This is a genomic window from Ruegeria sp. CE8 (assembly GCF_056537465.1).
The window spans coordinates 148,278-161,101 of sequence record NZ_JBQFRP010000001.1 but is presented as its reverse complement, the minus strand read 5'-3'; the positions used below and the strand labels follow the sequence as shown (position 1 = coordinate 161,101).

The 12,824-nt window shown below is 56.7% G+C and carries 17 protein-coding genes; 8 read left to right on the top strand and 9 right to left on the bottom strand.

Going from position 1 to position 12,824, the window contains the following annotated elements; all coding sequences use genetic code 11:
- Positions 1–12 precede the first annotated feature (12 nt).
- Complete coding sequence (locus tag ACR0AA_RS00835) at positions 13–246, top strand: DUF1289 domain-containing protein (protein WP_480660951.1); 234 nt, start codon at positions 13–15, stop codon at positions 244–246.
- Positions 247–516: 270 nt separating this feature from the next.
- Here ACR0AA_RS00835 and ACR0AA_RS00830 read toward each other — a convergent pair whose 3' ends face one another.
- Genes ACR0AA_RS00830 through dusA form a run of 4 tightly spaced genes read right to left on the bottom strand, consistent with a single transcriptional unit; the run spans position 517 to position 3,919 of the window.
- Positions 517–1,245, bottom strand: a complete 729-nt coding sequence (locus ACR0AA_RS00830) for a SpoIIAA family protein (RefSeq protein WP_480660953.1) — start codon at positions 1,243–1,245, stop codon at positions 517–519.
- A 34-nt stretch (positions 1,246–1,279) separates the two neighbouring features.
- The gene (locus ACR0AA_RS00825; RefSeq protein ID WP_480755268.1) at positions 1,280–2,062 is read right to left on the bottom strand and encodes a hypothetical protein; all 783 of its coding nucleotides are present in this window, start codon (positions 2,060–2,062) and stop codon (positions 1,280–1,282) included.
- Positions 2,059–2,883, bottom strand: a complete 825-nt coding sequence (locus tag ACR0AA_RS00820; protein WP_480660957.1) for a sulfite exporter TauE/SafE family protein — start codon at positions 2,881–2,883, stop codon at positions 2,059–2,061. Before ACR0AA_RS00820 ends, ACR0AA_RS00825 begins: the two co-directional genes overlap by 4 nt.
- A 40-nt stretch (positions 2,884–2,923) precedes the next feature.
- Positions 2,924–3,919 carry a tRNA dihydrouridine(20/20a) synthase DusA gene (dusA, locus tag ACR0AA_RS00815; protein WP_480660959.1) on the bottom strand — a complete coding sequence of 332 codons (996 nt, stop codon included), beginning with the start codon at positions 3,917–3,919 and terminating at the stop codon, positions 2,924–2,926.
- A gap of 275 nt (positions 3,920–4,194) precedes the next feature.
- Between dusA and ACR0AA_RS00810 the strand changes: the two genes are divergently transcribed.
- Positions 4,195–4,479, top strand: a complete 285-nt coding sequence (locus ACR0AA_RS00810; RefSeq protein ID WP_480755411.1) for a hypothetical protein — start codon at positions 4,195–4,197, stop codon at positions 4,477–4,479.
- On the opposite strand, the gene ACR0AA_RS00805 is transcribed toward ACR0AA_RS00810, so the two are convergent.
- Both ACR0AA_RS00805 and mgtE read right to left on the bottom strand, forming a co-directional pair.
- The gene (locus ACR0AA_RS00805; RefSeq protein ID WP_480755267.1) at positions 4,400–4,720 is read right to left on the bottom strand and encodes a CBS domain-containing protein; all 321 of its coding nucleotides are present in this window, start codon (positions 4,718–4,720) and stop codon (positions 4,400–4,402) included. The two genes, ACR0AA_RS00810 and ACR0AA_RS00805, sit on opposite strands and share 80 nt — an antisense overlap.
- A 58-nt stretch (positions 4,721–4,778) precedes the next feature.
- A complete protein-coding gene (gene mgtE, locus ACR0AA_RS00800) occupies positions 4,779–6,143 on the bottom strand; it encodes a magnesium transporter (RefSeq protein WP_480755266.1) in 1,365 nt (454 codons plus the stop codon).
- Between the two features lie 95 nt (positions 6,144–6,238).
- Between mgtE and ACR0AA_RS00795 the strand changes: the two genes are divergently transcribed.
- From ACR0AA_RS00795 to ACR0AA_RS00780, 4 genes are read left to right on the top strand one after another with little or no spacing between them, the layout of a single operon-like run.
- Positions 6,239–6,517: a hypothetical protein gene (locus ACR0AA_RS00795; RefSeq protein ID WP_480660965.1), complete on the top strand. Its 279-nt coding sequence runs from the start codon at positions 6,239–6,241 to the stop codon at positions 6,515–6,517.
- A gap of 5 nt (positions 6,518–6,522) precedes the next feature.
- Complete coding sequence (locus ACR0AA_RS00790) at positions 6,523–7,023, top strand: ATP-dependent zinc protease family protein (protein ID WP_480485919.1); 501 nt, start codon at positions 6,523–6,525, stop codon at positions 7,021–7,023.
- Positions 7,020–7,925, top strand: a complete 906-nt coding sequence (gene rimK / locus ACR0AA_RS00785) for a 30S ribosomal protein S6--L-glutamate ligase (protein ID WP_142636275.1) — start codon at positions 7,020–7,022, stop codon at positions 7,923–7,925. The genes ACR0AA_RS00790 and rimK overlap by 4 nt, the downstream gene beginning before the upstream one ends.
- Positions 7,926–7,930: 5 nt before the next feature.
- On the top strand, positions 7,931–8,965 hold the full coding sequence (locus ACR0AA_RS00780) for a succinylglutamate desuccinylase/aspartoacylase family protein (protein WP_480755265.1): 1,035 nt from the start codon (positions 7,931–7,933) through the stop codon (positions 8,963–8,965).
- 58 nt (positions 8,966–9,023) lie between these two features.
- Here ACR0AA_RS00780 and ACR0AA_RS00775 read toward each other — a convergent pair whose 3' ends face one another.
- Complete coding sequence (locus ACR0AA_RS00775) at positions 9,024–9,389, bottom strand: hypothetical protein (protein WP_480660970.1); 366 nt, start codon at positions 9,387–9,389, stop codon at positions 9,024–9,026.
- Positions 9,390–9,407: 18 nt separating this feature from the next.
- Entirely contained in the window at positions 9,408–9,749 is a 342-nt protein-coding gene (locus tag ACR0AA_RS00770; protein WP_480755264.1) for an EF-hand domain-containing protein, read from the bottom strand.
- A gap of 162 nt (positions 9,750–9,911) precedes the next feature.
- Between ACR0AA_RS00770 and ACR0AA_RS00765 the strand changes: the two genes are divergently transcribed.
- Entirely contained in the window at positions 9,912–10,187 is a 276-nt protein-coding gene (locus ACR0AA_RS00765) for a LysR family transcriptional regulator (RefSeq protein WP_480660974.1), read from the top strand.
- A 417-nt stretch (positions 10,188–10,604) separates the two neighbouring features.
- On the opposite strand, the gene ACR0AA_RS00760 is transcribed toward ACR0AA_RS00765, so the two are convergent.
- On the bottom strand, positions 10,605–11,246 hold the full coding sequence (locus ACR0AA_RS00760; RefSeq protein ID WP_480755263.1) for a TetR/AcrR family transcriptional regulator: 642 nt from the start codon (positions 11,244–11,246) through the stop codon (positions 10,605–10,607).
- Positions 11,247–11,401: 155 nt separating this feature from the next.
- On the opposite strand from ACR0AA_RS00760, the gene ACR0AA_RS00755 reads away from it, so the two are divergent.
- A complete protein-coding gene (locus ACR0AA_RS00755; RefSeq protein ID WP_480755262.1) occupies positions 11,402–12,814 on the top strand; it encodes an aminotransferase in 1,413 nt (470 codons plus the stop codon).
- Positions 12,815–12,824: the final 10 nt, after the last annotated feature.

Below are 12,824 nucleotides of genomic sequence, written 5' to 3'. Positions count from 1 at the left end.
CGGGGTACACCGATGACAAACATGGTCTGGAAAAGGAACGAGGTCGAAAGCCCTTGCATCCAGATATGCGTCGTGCACCCGACAGAACGCATCTGCACCGGTTGCTATCGCACCATCGACGAGATTACGCGCTGGTCGAAAATGGACAGCACCGAGCGTGCTGAGGTCATGGAAGATCTACCAGCCCGCAAGCCCCGTCTGGCCAAACGGCGCGGCGGACGCGCTGCCCGCGTGAACAATTCCTGAATTTCGTTCTGAGCCGGGTTCCGTGAATCCGCGCCGCTGCAGGTTGGTCTGAACTCCGAGGGGGATTAAGTTCGAAGACATCCGGTAAGTGAGTGGCAACCCACAGCGGCGCTCTTCAGCATAAGTGTTCTTCCGAAGTGGTTTTCGCGGACGAACAGGGCCACTCTAAGCGTTTTTTGACCAACCAATCAAGAAAAACTGAGCGTTCGCAAACCTGACTTTACGTAAAAGTAAAGCCAGGTCGCATTTGCGGCCTTCAAACCGAAGCCCCTAGCCCGCTGCCAGCCAGGATTTAGCGTTTTCAAATTCCTCTGACGGAAAAAACTGCGTCCGTGCGCCAAGGACATGGCTTGCAATTCGCTGAGCCAAATGCTGCCAGGCCTTGTCCCCCACAATTGCCGCACGATCCAGCATTCCGATATGTCCCCGAGCCAACCGGAAATGTGCGGCCATGGCCGTCAAACCCTGCCAGCCATCAAACTCGCGCAGATCAATCAGAAGGCGGAACCCGTCCTTCGAGGCCAAGACCGCATCAAGATCCAGCTCTGCCTGTTTGTATTCTTCAGGGTCCAGTTTCCCCATCAGGCTGATCTGCACACAGGGACCGCCCAGATCGGTCACATGAATCGCTCCAAGCGACTCGCGCATCCAGCGGCGCGCGGCTTCGACCTCGGACAGCTCGAACACATGAACAGGGCATGGCAGGATCGGTGCCGCCAGTCGGATACTGGTTTGCACCCAGCTCTGATCGGCGGCGACGGCAATGCGGTCGAACCCGCGCCAATGGCTGAGGCCAAGTTTCGTGTCAGACCAGGCCGCCCCAAGGTCGTACCCTTTGAATTCCGGCTGAACGATGGCCAACAAACGTACCGAGTCATGCTCGGCCAGGGCTGCCTCGATTGCGGGAACTAACGTCTCGCTGTAATCGGCGCTGGTCACTTCGCCTGACAGCTCGACTTCGATCTGAGCACCTTCAGAATCCGTGTGGACCGTAATCATCGAAAAACCTCCAAACCTAAATAATGGCAACACGTTAGGGGGATTCGATCCACTCGGCTACTCCCCCGGCGCATTCGGGGCGGAAATAGGCGATCATCCGTCCATCGGCCCCGGCAGTGGCCCCGTCGCCCCAAGGCGCGACGCCGTGCAGACAGTGGCGGTGCAACAGGTAAGCCTCGCCCGGCTTTGCCGGGAGTTCGATGCGGGCGCAGGATTCAAACACCTCACGACGGGCGGTCTGATATATTTCGGTGATGTCCATTTGGTGAAGGGTGTCTTTGGGCTGACCCTCCATCGCGCGCGCGAAAGCGGCGCCCAGGATCTTGTGGCTTCCTTCCCAAAGAACCATCGGCGCGGCGTCCGCACTGGCCTCAGTCAGCGGGATACCCAGAATCCAGGCGTGCGGCTCATCCACCCGGCGGCGTCGATCCGGCCCCATGGGGCGCAACCCATCCACATGTGCCGCGTCACGGTTCCGTCTGTATCTGCTGGCTGCCTCGCCCTCACCACGACGAGGGCGGGGATACCCGGGATAGACAACCGAGACCTGTCCCTTATGCAGCGGTAAACGCCCATAGTGTTCGGCAATGAAGTCCATGGCCTGCCCGGCCAAAGGCGCAGAGCCCGCCACCCTGCCCTCCGCATCATTGTCCAGTGCATCAACGCCGATAAACCACGTTCCTTCGCAGTCCATCCATTCAGCAAAGGCCGTATCTGTGACCGAGGCACGAGCCGAGGGCAACGCATGCTCTATCCACTCGGCTAACGTCGGATCATGTGGGAACCGGACCCACCCTTTTTCCCAAAAACCGGTCAAAAGCCCAACGCCTTACGCAGCATGTTCAATGCAACCAACGTCAGGAACACGGCAAAGACACGTTTCAAAGGCTTAGGATCCATCGCATGGGCCAGTTTTACGCCCCACGGAGCGGTGATCATCGTCATGGCGACGACAATTGCAAAGGCAATCAGGTTGACGGCTCCGATCGTATACGGCGGCCGATGCTCAGGCGCGATATCCAGAAACAAAAATCCGATAACCGAAGGTACCGCAATGATCACGCCAAAACCGGCAGCCGTAGCAACCGCCCGATGAATGGGAGTGTGGTACAGGCTCATCAACGGCACACCAAAGCTGCCGCCGCCGATCCCCATCAGGACGGATAGAAACCCGACCGAGGGCGACAGGATCGCACGCTTGAGTCCCTTGGGCATGGCATCGCCAAGCCGCCATTCCGACTTGCCCAATCCAAGATATGCACCAATCACCATTCCCAGCAGGCCAAACAGGGCTTGCAGAGCCTCGGTCCGCAGGGCCGAGGCAACCAGCACACCCAAGATGGCCCCGACAGCGATACCGGGCCCCCAGCCTCGCAGGATATCCCAATCGACCGCGCCCTTCTTGTTATGTGCCAAAACCGAACGCAGGGAGGTCACGATGATCGTTGCCAGAGATGTTGCAAGACACAGCTGCATCAGTTGCGGGCCGCCATATCCAAGCGTTTGAAACGCATAGAAAAATGCAGGCACCAGAACGATGCCGCCACCGACACCCAGCAACCCGGCCAGCACACCGGCCAGCGCTCCGATCGCAAGCAAAAGGCCCAGCATCTGGGCCAGCAACATCGTCTCGGGCATCATCCCCCCAAACCGGCCTTTTGGCCGTATCGAATTCCAGTCAAACCTCTGCCAAAGGCGCAACGCTGTCCAGAGCCTGCAGCATCACTTCGGGGCCAGCACCTTCGTGAACCGCCCCCTCGGACAAATAACGCCGCCAGGCACGAGCGCCGGGGCGACCGGCAAATAGGCCCAGCATGTGACGGGTGATCTGGTGCAAGCGCCCGCCTTCGGCAAGGTGCTGTTCGACATAGGGCACCATTTTTTGAACGACATCAATCGGATCGGCCGCATACCCGGCGCCAAAAATCAGCGAGTCCGCGCCAGCCAGAATATCAGTCGGCTGGTGATAGGCCGCCCGTCCTATCATGACGCCATCCAACCCGGCCTCAAGATGCGCGCGCGCCTGATCCAGGGACGTTATGCCGCCGTTGATTGAGATATGCAGATCAGGAAATGCACCCTTCATCCGGTGGACAAGGTCGTAATCCAGTGGCGGGATATCTCGGTTTTCCTTGGGGCTCAGCCCCTGCAGCCACGCCTTGCGCGCGTGGATTGTCACGCGATGGCACCCGACTGCGCGAATGGCCTGCAGGAAGTCTGGCAAGACCTTTTCGGGATCCTGTTCATCAACGCCGATGCGACATTTTACGGTTACCTCAACATCGACTGTGTCCCGCATGGCGGCGACGCACTCGGCCACGCGCCCCGGATCTTTCATCAACACCGCGCCGAATGTGCCGGACTGCACTCGGTCTGACGGGCACCCGCAGTTCAGGTTGATCTCATCATACCCCGCGTCCGCTCCAAGCCGTGCCGCCTGCGCAAGTTCCTGAGGATCTGAACCGCCTAATTGCAGAGCAACAGGATGTTCCTGTGGGCTATAGTCCAGCAAATGCAAAGCTCCACCACGCACAAGCGCCGGGGCGGTTACCATTTCCGTGTACAACAGCGTTTCCTGGCTAAGCAGTCTGTGCAGGAACCGGCAATGCCGATCCGTCCAATCCATCATGGGTGCCACGCTTAAACGCGCTGCTTTTTGTGCGTTATTCTTCAAAGCGCTAACTCCATTTATCTCCAAACTTCGCGTAGCACGACTTCCCCTGATTTCACCGTATTTCCGGGGATTTTCGGAGGTTCTCGATTCGAGCGTGCTACGGTTTAGCACATCCAAAGCATACAAACAGTGGCCCAAATGCAGCTGGTTTCTGGTCCGGGCACCGCGGTTCCATTTTCTGTGTTTCCCTCGGAATTCCGCTATCAAACCCCGGAATGTTTTTCGTGTGACCGAACCGAATTCCCTATCATCGAAAGCAAGATGGGACGAATTCCATGACTACTATCAAGAACAGCACAACGGATGTACTCGCAGCGATTACTGCCCAGAATCTCTTCCACCGCTCCCCTTCTCAAGCTACCGCTGTGACTGCTGCTGGGGTTTCAGAAAACACCCTGCCGGTTTCGTCGGTCGAGCAGAAAAAAAGAAACCTCGCAAGGAGACCCAGAGAAAAATTCAAGGAGCAGAACATCACCCGATTTAAAGATAAGAATAGAAAGTTCTCCTACCGGGTACAAATCCGCAAGCGTGTGGATGGCAATGAGCAGTCGCACATGTGATTGGTTTCTCTGTCATCCAGTCATCCACGGTTTGCTCGTAAAAGGAGGTCCCTGAATCCGCGAGACATAGCAACACAGCGTGATCCGTGATGATCCCGACCAACTTCTCATCCTTAAGCACGGCGAGGGCATTCACTTCCAAAAGTGCAATTGTGACCGCTGCTTCGAATACGGTTGTGTCAGCGTCGCAGAAAGGGCGACTTTTTAGATTCTGTGCTTCGACAATACTTGAGATCGTCATTCTTTGCCCCTCGTGAGAAAGCGCCCGACCAAACTGATGGTTCCGGTGCGGGAAAGCGTTAAACCAGAAGTGGCATCATTGCGGTTGCAAGGCTCAAGACGAGGAAGAACCCCGCCATGTCGGTAATAGTCGTCAATAAAGGGCCGCTGGCGACGGCGGGGTCCTGACCGATGCGCTTCAACAGCAATGGTAGAACACCGCCAATGGACACGGCGACGACGGTGTTGAGCCCAAGCGCTCCACCAATCACCAGCCCCAGAAACGGGTTGCCTTTCCACATCCAGGCAACGACGCCAATCAGAAGTCCCAGAACGAACCCGTTGATCACCCCGACCGACACTTCTTTGAGCCAAACCCGCATGGCGTCGATGGGCCGGACAAGGCCGAGGGACAATTCGCGCATGCTGACGGCGACGGCCTGATTGCCGGAACAGCCGCTCATGTCGGACACCATCGGCAGGAACACAGCCAGCGCGATAACAGCCGCGAGGGTTTGTTCATAGGCGGCAATCACACTGGCGGCGATCACATTGAGAACAATGTTTGCCGAGAGCCATTGAAGCCGACGCCGCGCCCGAAGCGGCAGGGGCATCGACCGAAGTTCGTCGCCGAAAACACCCTGACGTTTCAGGCTGGACGATTCCGCGCGTTTCAGCAGAGCATCATCGACGGCAGACCTAGAGACGACACCCACCAGATGCCCGTTCGCCTCGACGACCGGCAATCCAAGAAACGGGTTTTCATCGAACAGGTCTTCCAGTTTCTCCAACTGCATCGTGGCCGGGACGACGATTGGTGGGACCATGATATCGGTCAAACGCGCGCTTCGGCGTGTCGACACGAGGCTACGTAATGAGACCACGCCAATAGGGGCACCATTTGAATCCAGCACATAGGGATGCTGACCCCGATAACGTTCGAGGTCATATTCTTCGTTGGCGAACCGCCGCAACACCTTTCCGACTGTGTCGGTCTCAGAAAATGTGAAGGCCTCAGCAACCATGAGCCCGCCTGCGACATCGTCCTCGTACTCCACCAAGCGGCGAACGTCGGCAGCATCCTCGGGGTCCATCCGGGTAAGGATTGCTTCCGCGTCCGCGTCTTCAAGCTCTCCGATGACATCAGCCTGAACATCCGAATCCAGTTCTTCGATAACTTCTGCGGCCTGCTCCGATTCCATGCGCTCGACAAGATCGACCGCCATCGCATTCGGTGCCTCTTCGATAAGTTCGGCAGCCAGTTCCGGTGGCAGCAAAGACAGTGCGACGCTCCGTTGTTCCACCGGCAGATTGAGTAACTCACGCAATGCATCGCTCAATGGAAGAGGATCAAGCAGGTTTGCGAGTTCGGCCCCGTCACGCTCAGACAATGCCTGCTGCAGCTGCATTTCCAGTTCCCTTGGGAAAGTATCTGTATCGCTCATATTCGTTTCTTCGGTGGAGTTTCCGGTCAATACAGGCCTTATAACAGATTTTTTTTGCCTATAGACAAATAATCATTGTCATAATAGGAAAAGTCATGCGTGAAAATGACTGGATATCTATGACCGCTGAACGCTTGGCGGAACTTTACGATCAGGACTTTGGCGGTAAGGCAAATGGACGTTATCGAATCCCGGACAAGCTCGTGCGTCGGATCGCAGGGCGTAGACGTTTATACGAAACGGACATCCGCGGATTGTCAGTCGCGCTTTTTGAACTTGGGTACGTGTTAATCGATATGGACACGTTTTATGTCGTGATGAGCGCCAATTCGTTTGTGAACTACAGGCGCGCCAACGATGAATGCATAGAGTAGATGCCATGGTGAAGCGTGCTGTACACCCAGAAATCATAGGTTGGCGTGAACGCATCAGTCTGCCCGACTTCGGAATAAAGAATATCCCCGCCAAGATAGACACGGGCGCAAGGACCGCAGCACTCCATGCAGTGGACCAGACCGTGTTCGAGATTGACGGCGAGCGATGGGTCGAATTCATGATACCAGTCCAAAACCGCCGTTCGCCAAACCGGGTTCGAACCAGGGTTGTCGACGAACGCGAGATCAAGAACACGGGTGGTGTTCCCGAACGTCGACTGATCGTGAGAACCCAGCTTTTGCTTGGACGGCATCGCTGGCAGATCGACGTCTCTCTGGCCAACCGTGCGAAGATGGAATTTGATCTGATCCTCGGCCGCACCGCCATTCGCAGGCGGGGGATTCTTGTCGATCCGGGTCACTCCTATCTGCTGGGTTCCGGAAAAGCTCCAGCAGGGATCAAAAAGAAAGCCAGAAGCAAGGACCCGGAGGGACAACGCCAATGAAATTTGTCATGCTGGCCCGGAACCCGGACCTTTATTCGCACCGCCGTCTGAAAGAAGCCGCCGAGCAGCGCGGTCACGAGCTTGATATCGTGAACACGTTGCGCTGCTACATGAACATCGCTTCACGCCGACCCGAGGTCTATTATGATGGTAAGAAGCTCGGGCGTTATGATGCTGTGATCCCCCGGATCGGAGCATCGGTCACTTTTTATGGATTGGCTGTGCTGCGGCAATTCGAAATCATGGGGGTCTTTCCACTCAACGAGTCAGTGGCGATTGGCAGATCGCGCGACAAGCTGCGCTCCATGCAGCTCATGGCGCGGGACGGCATTGGCCTGCCGGTCACCACCTTCGCTCATGACCCGAAGCAAACCGGCGAAGTTCTCAAACTCGCGGGGGACGCTCCACTGGTGGTCAAGCTGCTGGAGGGTACGCAGGGTATCGGGGTGGTTCTTGCCGATTCAAACCGGTCGGCAAAATCCGTAGTCGAGGCATTTCGCGGCGCGAAAGTTAACATCATGGTGCAGGAATTCATCAAGGAAGCGGGCGGCGCAGATATCCGTGCGCTCGTGGTTGGTGGGCGCGTGATTGCAGCCATGCAGCGCAAAGGGGCCGAGGGCGAGTTTCGATCCAACCTGCATCGGGGTGGAAGCGCCCAACCCATCAAGATCTCGCCCGAGGAACGCTCTACCGCTGTGCGCGCAGCCAAGACGATGGGGCTGAATGTCTGCGGCGTAGATATGCTGCGCGCCAATCATGGTGCCGTGGTCATGGAAGTGAACTCCTCACCCGGTCTGGAAGGGGTGGAAAAGGCAACCGGCATTGATGTTGCCGGCAAAATCATCGAGTTTCTGGAAAAGAACGCCGCCAAGGGAAACACCAAGACCAGAGGGCGCGGGTAACGGCCATGCGCGAGCCATTTGAAATCGGCGGCTTCAGCGTTCCAGCAGGTACGCGGGCCACGCTGGACCTGCCGGTGAGCGTGATGTCCGATCATACCCCGGTGAGCATGTCAGTGCATGTGGTTCATGGCCGCCGCCCAGGACCAGTCCTGTTTGTCAGCGCGGCAATTCATGGCGATGAAGTGATTGGTGTCGAAATCGCACGACGATTGCTACGGGCACCTCAACTCGACAAGGTCGCGGGCACGTTGCTGGTTGTGCCCATCGTGAACGCGTTCGGCTTCATGACCCAATCGAGATACCTTCCGGACAGGCGCGACCTGAACCGGTCGTTTCCCGGCAGCGAGGGCGGATCCCTGGCGGGCCGCCTCGCGCATATCTTCATGACCGAAATTGTTGAGCGTTCCGATCTCGGTATCGATCTTCATTCTGCCGCGATCCACCGCACCAACCTGCCTCAAATTCGAGTTTCGCCGGCCTCGGACGTGACGATCAGATACGCCGATGCGTTCGGTGCACCGGTCGTGATGATTTCCAAGCTGCGCGACGGGTCACTGCGAAAGGCAGCCCAAGAGCGGGGCGTCGATGTGTTGCTGTTCGAAGGCGGCGAAGGGCTGCGTTTTGACGAGCTTTCGGCACGGGCGGGTCTCGCAGGTATCCTTCGGGTTATGAACGCGATGGGCATGGTCGCCAAGCGTGGCATCGCCACCGTGCGTGAGGCGCCGGTTCACGCAAGGACAAGTTCCTGGGTACGCGCTCCGGTCGGTGGTTTGTTGAGAACGTTCAAGGCAGCGGGCGAATATGTGAAGGTTGGCGACTTGCTCGGCCGGATCTCGGGCCCGTTTGGTGAAATCAGAATGGATGTTCTTGGAGAGTCTGACGGCATCATTGTGGGCCGCACCAACTTGCCATTTGTGCACGAGGGCGACGCCTTGTTTCATATCGCCAAAACGACGAGCGCAGATGTTGAAATGCGGGTCGACATGATCGCCAATCAGCTCGACGGCGATCCAATGTTCGATGAGGATGAAATCATTTAATTGGCCTGTAGGTGGCCTGATATTGAGAGCGCGGGGCAGTTGCCCGCCCCGCGCCAGTCTACGAGATCGCACGCAATCCGCGGCTCACTATTACCTCCCATGCGACGAGCGCGATCAGTGCCGATCCCGTTAGCCATGCATTGGCCGTTGCCATAATATGGCCGGTGAAACTCAGCGCCGCAGGTGCGGCGATCAGAGAAATCCCTAGTGCAGATACCGGAGCCACCCGTGCGAGAAGGTGGCTCCGACCGTCAGCGCTGGACATAACCAGGGCAGCAATGCCGATGGCGATGAAGGCGAGCGCTTCAAGTTCAGCCATGCCCTGTAACAGAGCGTCCTCACGGAACAGGACAAATGGGGACAGAACCAACCAGATACCCATTGCGGCAAGTAGCCATCTATAGGGTGGGATGGGCTTCCTCATAACCGTGACGACCTTTGCTTACTGATCCCCTGCGGGACCAGGGAGAAGCTCTGCGTCAACAGCGGCAAGCAATTCGTCGTCATTGATGAAACCATCGGCGTTTGCGTCGATCTCCAGGAAGAGATCTTCCGAGACTTCAGGATACTTCGTCTGAAGCTCTGCCAGCGACGCCAGGCCGTCCCCATCCATATCGAGATCCGCTGGCATGGCAAATGCCGGCAGGGCAAACAGCGATGAGAGCAGAGCAACAACAGAAACTCGACTCATTTTGTTCTCCATCAGAAAATGGGCATTCTGCCCATTGTTGGGTTGGTGTAGCGCTCTGGTGTCGGTGGCATTTCTATGGGTTTCAGCCTGCAACGGTCCTCAGATCGAGATCTCCACTACAAACGAGAAATATTGATTGGCGTTCCGATCTGGTGGGGGGCACTTTCGCGCTACAACCGGAATATGGCACGAACTTATCGTGCTAAAAAACGAATTTTTGTTGTAGATAGTATCGGATATTCGAATAGATAACCTATGGACGTTGAACTTGCCCGAACCTTCCTGGGCGTCGTTGAAACGGGAACCTTCTACGATGCTGCGAACAAGGTTCACGTCACGCAATCAACGGTGAGCATGCGTACCGAGACGCGTGAACAACATCTTGGCCAGCCTGTGTTCAAACGCGGAAAATCCAGCGCGACCCTGACACCAGACGGGCGGCATTTCCCAAAGCACGCGCAGGTTCTGGTGCGCGCCTGGCCACAGGCAAAGCTGGACGCGGGCCTTCCAGCCTCCCTGATGACCGCGTAGGAAATCGGCGCGGCTCCGAGTCTCTGGGACGGGTATGCGATGTTCGATGGAAGCGAGACCGACGGGTAACCAGGCCGAGTTGCACGACAGCTTCGCGATGCCGCGAGTTCGCTTGGGCTTTCATTGCTTGGCCGGTAGTTCGAATTTGAGTGTCACTCTGGGCACAAGGTGCTGCAACGCGGCTTACTGGAAAAGACGGTCGAACGGGGTAGAATTCCACTTAGACTGAACACCTTACCGATCTGCTTTCAGCGATCTTATATAAATTAATTTCAATGCCTTATGCCTGCCGGCTGGGTATCTGAAACCTTTGATATCTGGGAAAACTAATATTACGCTCTCAATGGGGGTTTATGGCGTCCAGAAATCTCAAACGGCCGGTCTACTCGCAAAAATTTGTAACTCTGGTCTTTCCGTTCAGAAAAAACCCGGGAAAAAAGCACGAGCGGTAGTTTGGCAGATTTCCACCGCATTTTTCCTGCTGAACTCGTCGGGATGTGCATGAAAATCGGTCCACAACCCCTCCAGCAAGGACATGATCGCCATAGCGACTTTTTCGGGATCACCTTGAGTGCCGCAAGCCTCGCAGAGCACCTTGCAGCAGCCGCGCACATGATCATGCAGATCAGTTCCACGGGTCTCGATGTAACCCGATCCAACTGCCTGGAGATCAGGTTCAGCGCGGAAAGCGAAAGTCAGTCGTACGCTGCGCTTGTTCAGCACTGCTTCTGAAAAATCCGTCTCGAATAGCGCCTGCAGACGGGCAGCCGCATCTTCCGGGGTACATACTTCTTCCGGTGCCTGGCTGGTGAAGCCCTGCCAGGCCGCATTGTATTCCCGCGTCATGTGTTTCGCGAGTTCGCGAATCAGATTGTCCTTTGACTGGAAGTGCAGGTTAATCATACCGCGTGAGAGCCCGGATTCCTCCTGGATTCGGCTGATTGTCGCGCCGCTCACCCCATGACGCAGGATCACGTTGGCAGCAGCTTCCAGCAGCACTTCACGGTGCAGATCTTTGTCCACCTTCCGCTTTTTTCTTGTATCTCCGATACTTGTCATTTGCCTGCCCTTTTCTTCTCCCGGCTGGGTTAGCGCCGTTAGAACACTTTGCCCAATATCGGAACAAATTTCCATCGACAATGAACGACCATTCATTTATATCAAATGTATGTACGTTCATTCATGAAAGCAACAACTCCGGACAGAGGGCCGTGATGACCAGATTTGGAAACGACTTCGAAAACTATAAAACATGGGACAAGGAGAATTACTTCCATCCGTGGGAAGGGCTGGAAGTCCAAGGCGCCGGTAAAGCAGACAGGACGTTCAGCGAATATGCCGAGGGCATCTATGTCTACGACGAGCACGGCAACAAGGTGATCGACGGCCCCGGCGGCATGTGGTGCATGCAGCTCGGCTATGGCAACACTGAAATTGCCGATGCAATGGCGGCGCAAGCCCGCAAGATGGCCTATTGTTCGCCCTTCAGCGAGGCCACGTCAGTCAGCGCAGAATTCGCCCATGCGATTGCAGAACGGGCACCGGGCGACCTCAACCGGGTTTATTTCACCACCGGCGGTTCCACCGCGGTTGATACCGCCATCCGCTTTGTCCATTTCCGAAACAACCTGCTGGGCAAGCCGTCCAAGAAGCGCATCATTACCCGGGCCCATGCCTATCACGGCGGCACCTATCTAACCGCGTCACTCAGCGGCAAGCCGAGTGAGCGCCAGTGGTTTGACACCGATCAGGTCATTCCTCATTTCCTGCCGGACGTGAACGCCTTTCGCCGACCGAAAGGCATGAGCATTGAAGCCTTCCTCGATGAAAAAGTCGCAGATCTGGAAAATGCCATTTTGGACCTGGGCGCGGATAACGTCGCCGCCTTCATCGCCGAACCGGTGCTAGGCTCCGGTGGCGTGATCGTACCGCCCACAGGCTACCACAAACGCTGCCTGGAGGTATGCCGCAAACATGACGTCCTTTACATTTCAGACGAGGTCGTCACCGGCTTTGGCAGACTTGGCCACTGGTTCGCGTCCGAGGAACTCTTCGGTGTCACTCCGGATATTATCACCTGCGCCAAGGGGTTAACTTCGGGCTATGCCCCGATGGGGGCCGCGATCTTCTCTGACCGTCTGTTCAAGGACATCGAAGGTGATATCTCCAAGGACGTCTATTTCACCAGCGGCTACACTTATTCCGGGCACCCGGTTTGTGCCGCCGCCGGTCTCAAAAACATCGAGATCTTCGAGCGCGACGGCATTTTGGAGCACGTCCGCAGCGTGACTCCGCATTTCCAGAAGCGCCTGAGTCAAATGCTGGAACTGCCGCTGATTGTGGATGTGCGTGGAATGGGGTTGGTGGGCTGCATTGAATGCTCGCTGACCCGCGATGGTCAGGCCAGTGCCGAGATTGATGCGAGCATTGGTGCCGTCATTGACGCCCGCTGCCAGGAACTGGGCCTGATGGTCCGCCCCTATGGCAACATGGCGATTTTCTCACCGCCGCTGGTGATCACCAAGGCGCAGATCGACGACATGTTCGACATGCTTACCGAAGGTGTCGAACACGCCACTCAGGAATTGCTGGGTCAGGGGCTCGAACTGGAACGGGAGCGGGCCTGAGGCCCGCACC

Bases quoted from the DNA above. Each gene is read 5' to 3' on its own strand.
- ACR0AA_RS00835 (WP_480660951.1), top strand. From the start codon at position 13: ATGACAAACATGGTCTGGAAAAGGAACGAGGTCGAAAGCCCTTGCATC.
- ACR0AA_RS00830 (WP_480660953.1), bottom strand. From the start codon at position 1,245: ATGATTACGGTCCACACGGATTCTGAAGGTGCTCAGATCGAAGTCGAG.
- ACR0AA_RS00820 (WP_480660957.1), bottom strand. From the start codon at position 2,883: ATGCCCGAGACGATGTTGCTGGCCCAGATGCTGGGCCTTTTGCTTGCG.
- ACR0AA_RS00810 (WP_480755411.1), top strand. From the start codon at position 4,195: ATGACTACTATCAAGAACAGCACAACGGATGTACTCGCAGCGATTACT.
- ACR0AA_RS00805 (WP_480755267.1), bottom strand. From the start codon at position 4,720: ATGACGATCTCAAGTATTGTCGAAGCACAGAATCTAAAAAGTCGCCCT.
- mgtE (WP_480755266.1), bottom strand. From the start codon at position 6,143: ATGAGCGATACAGATACTTTCCCAAGGGAACTGGAAATGCAGCTGCAG.
- ACR0AA_RS00795 (WP_480660965.1), top strand. From the start codon at position 6,239: ATGCGTGAAAATGACTGGATATCTATGACCGCTGAACGCTTGGCGGAA.
- ACR0AA_RS00790 (WP_480485919.1), top strand. From the start codon at position 6,523: ATGGTGAAGCGTGCTGTACACCCAGAAATCATAGGTTGGCGTGAACGC.
- rimK (WP_142636275.1), top strand. From the start codon at position 7,020: ATGAAATTTGTCATGCTGGCCCGGAACCCGGACCTTTATTCGCACCGC.
- ACR0AA_RS00780 (WP_480755265.1), top strand. From the start codon at position 7,931: ATGCGCGAGCCATTTGAAATCGGCGGCTTCAGCGTTCCAGCAGGTACG.
- ACR0AA_RS00775 (WP_480660970.1), bottom strand. From the start codon at position 9,389: ATGAGGAAGCCCATCCCACCCTATAGATGGCTACTTGCCGCAATGGGT.
- ACR0AA_RS00765 (WP_480660974.1), top strand. From the start codon at position 9,912: ATGGACGTTGAACTTGCCCGAACCTTCCTGGGCGTCGTTGAAACGGGA.
- ACR0AA_RS00760 (WP_480755263.1), bottom strand. From the start codon at position 11,246: ATGACAAGTATCGGAGATACAAGAAAAAAGCGGAAGGTGGACAAAGAT.
- ACR0AA_RS00755 (WP_480755262.1), top strand. From the start codon at position 11,402: ATGACCAGATTTGGAAACGACTTCGAAAACTATAAAACATGGGACAAG.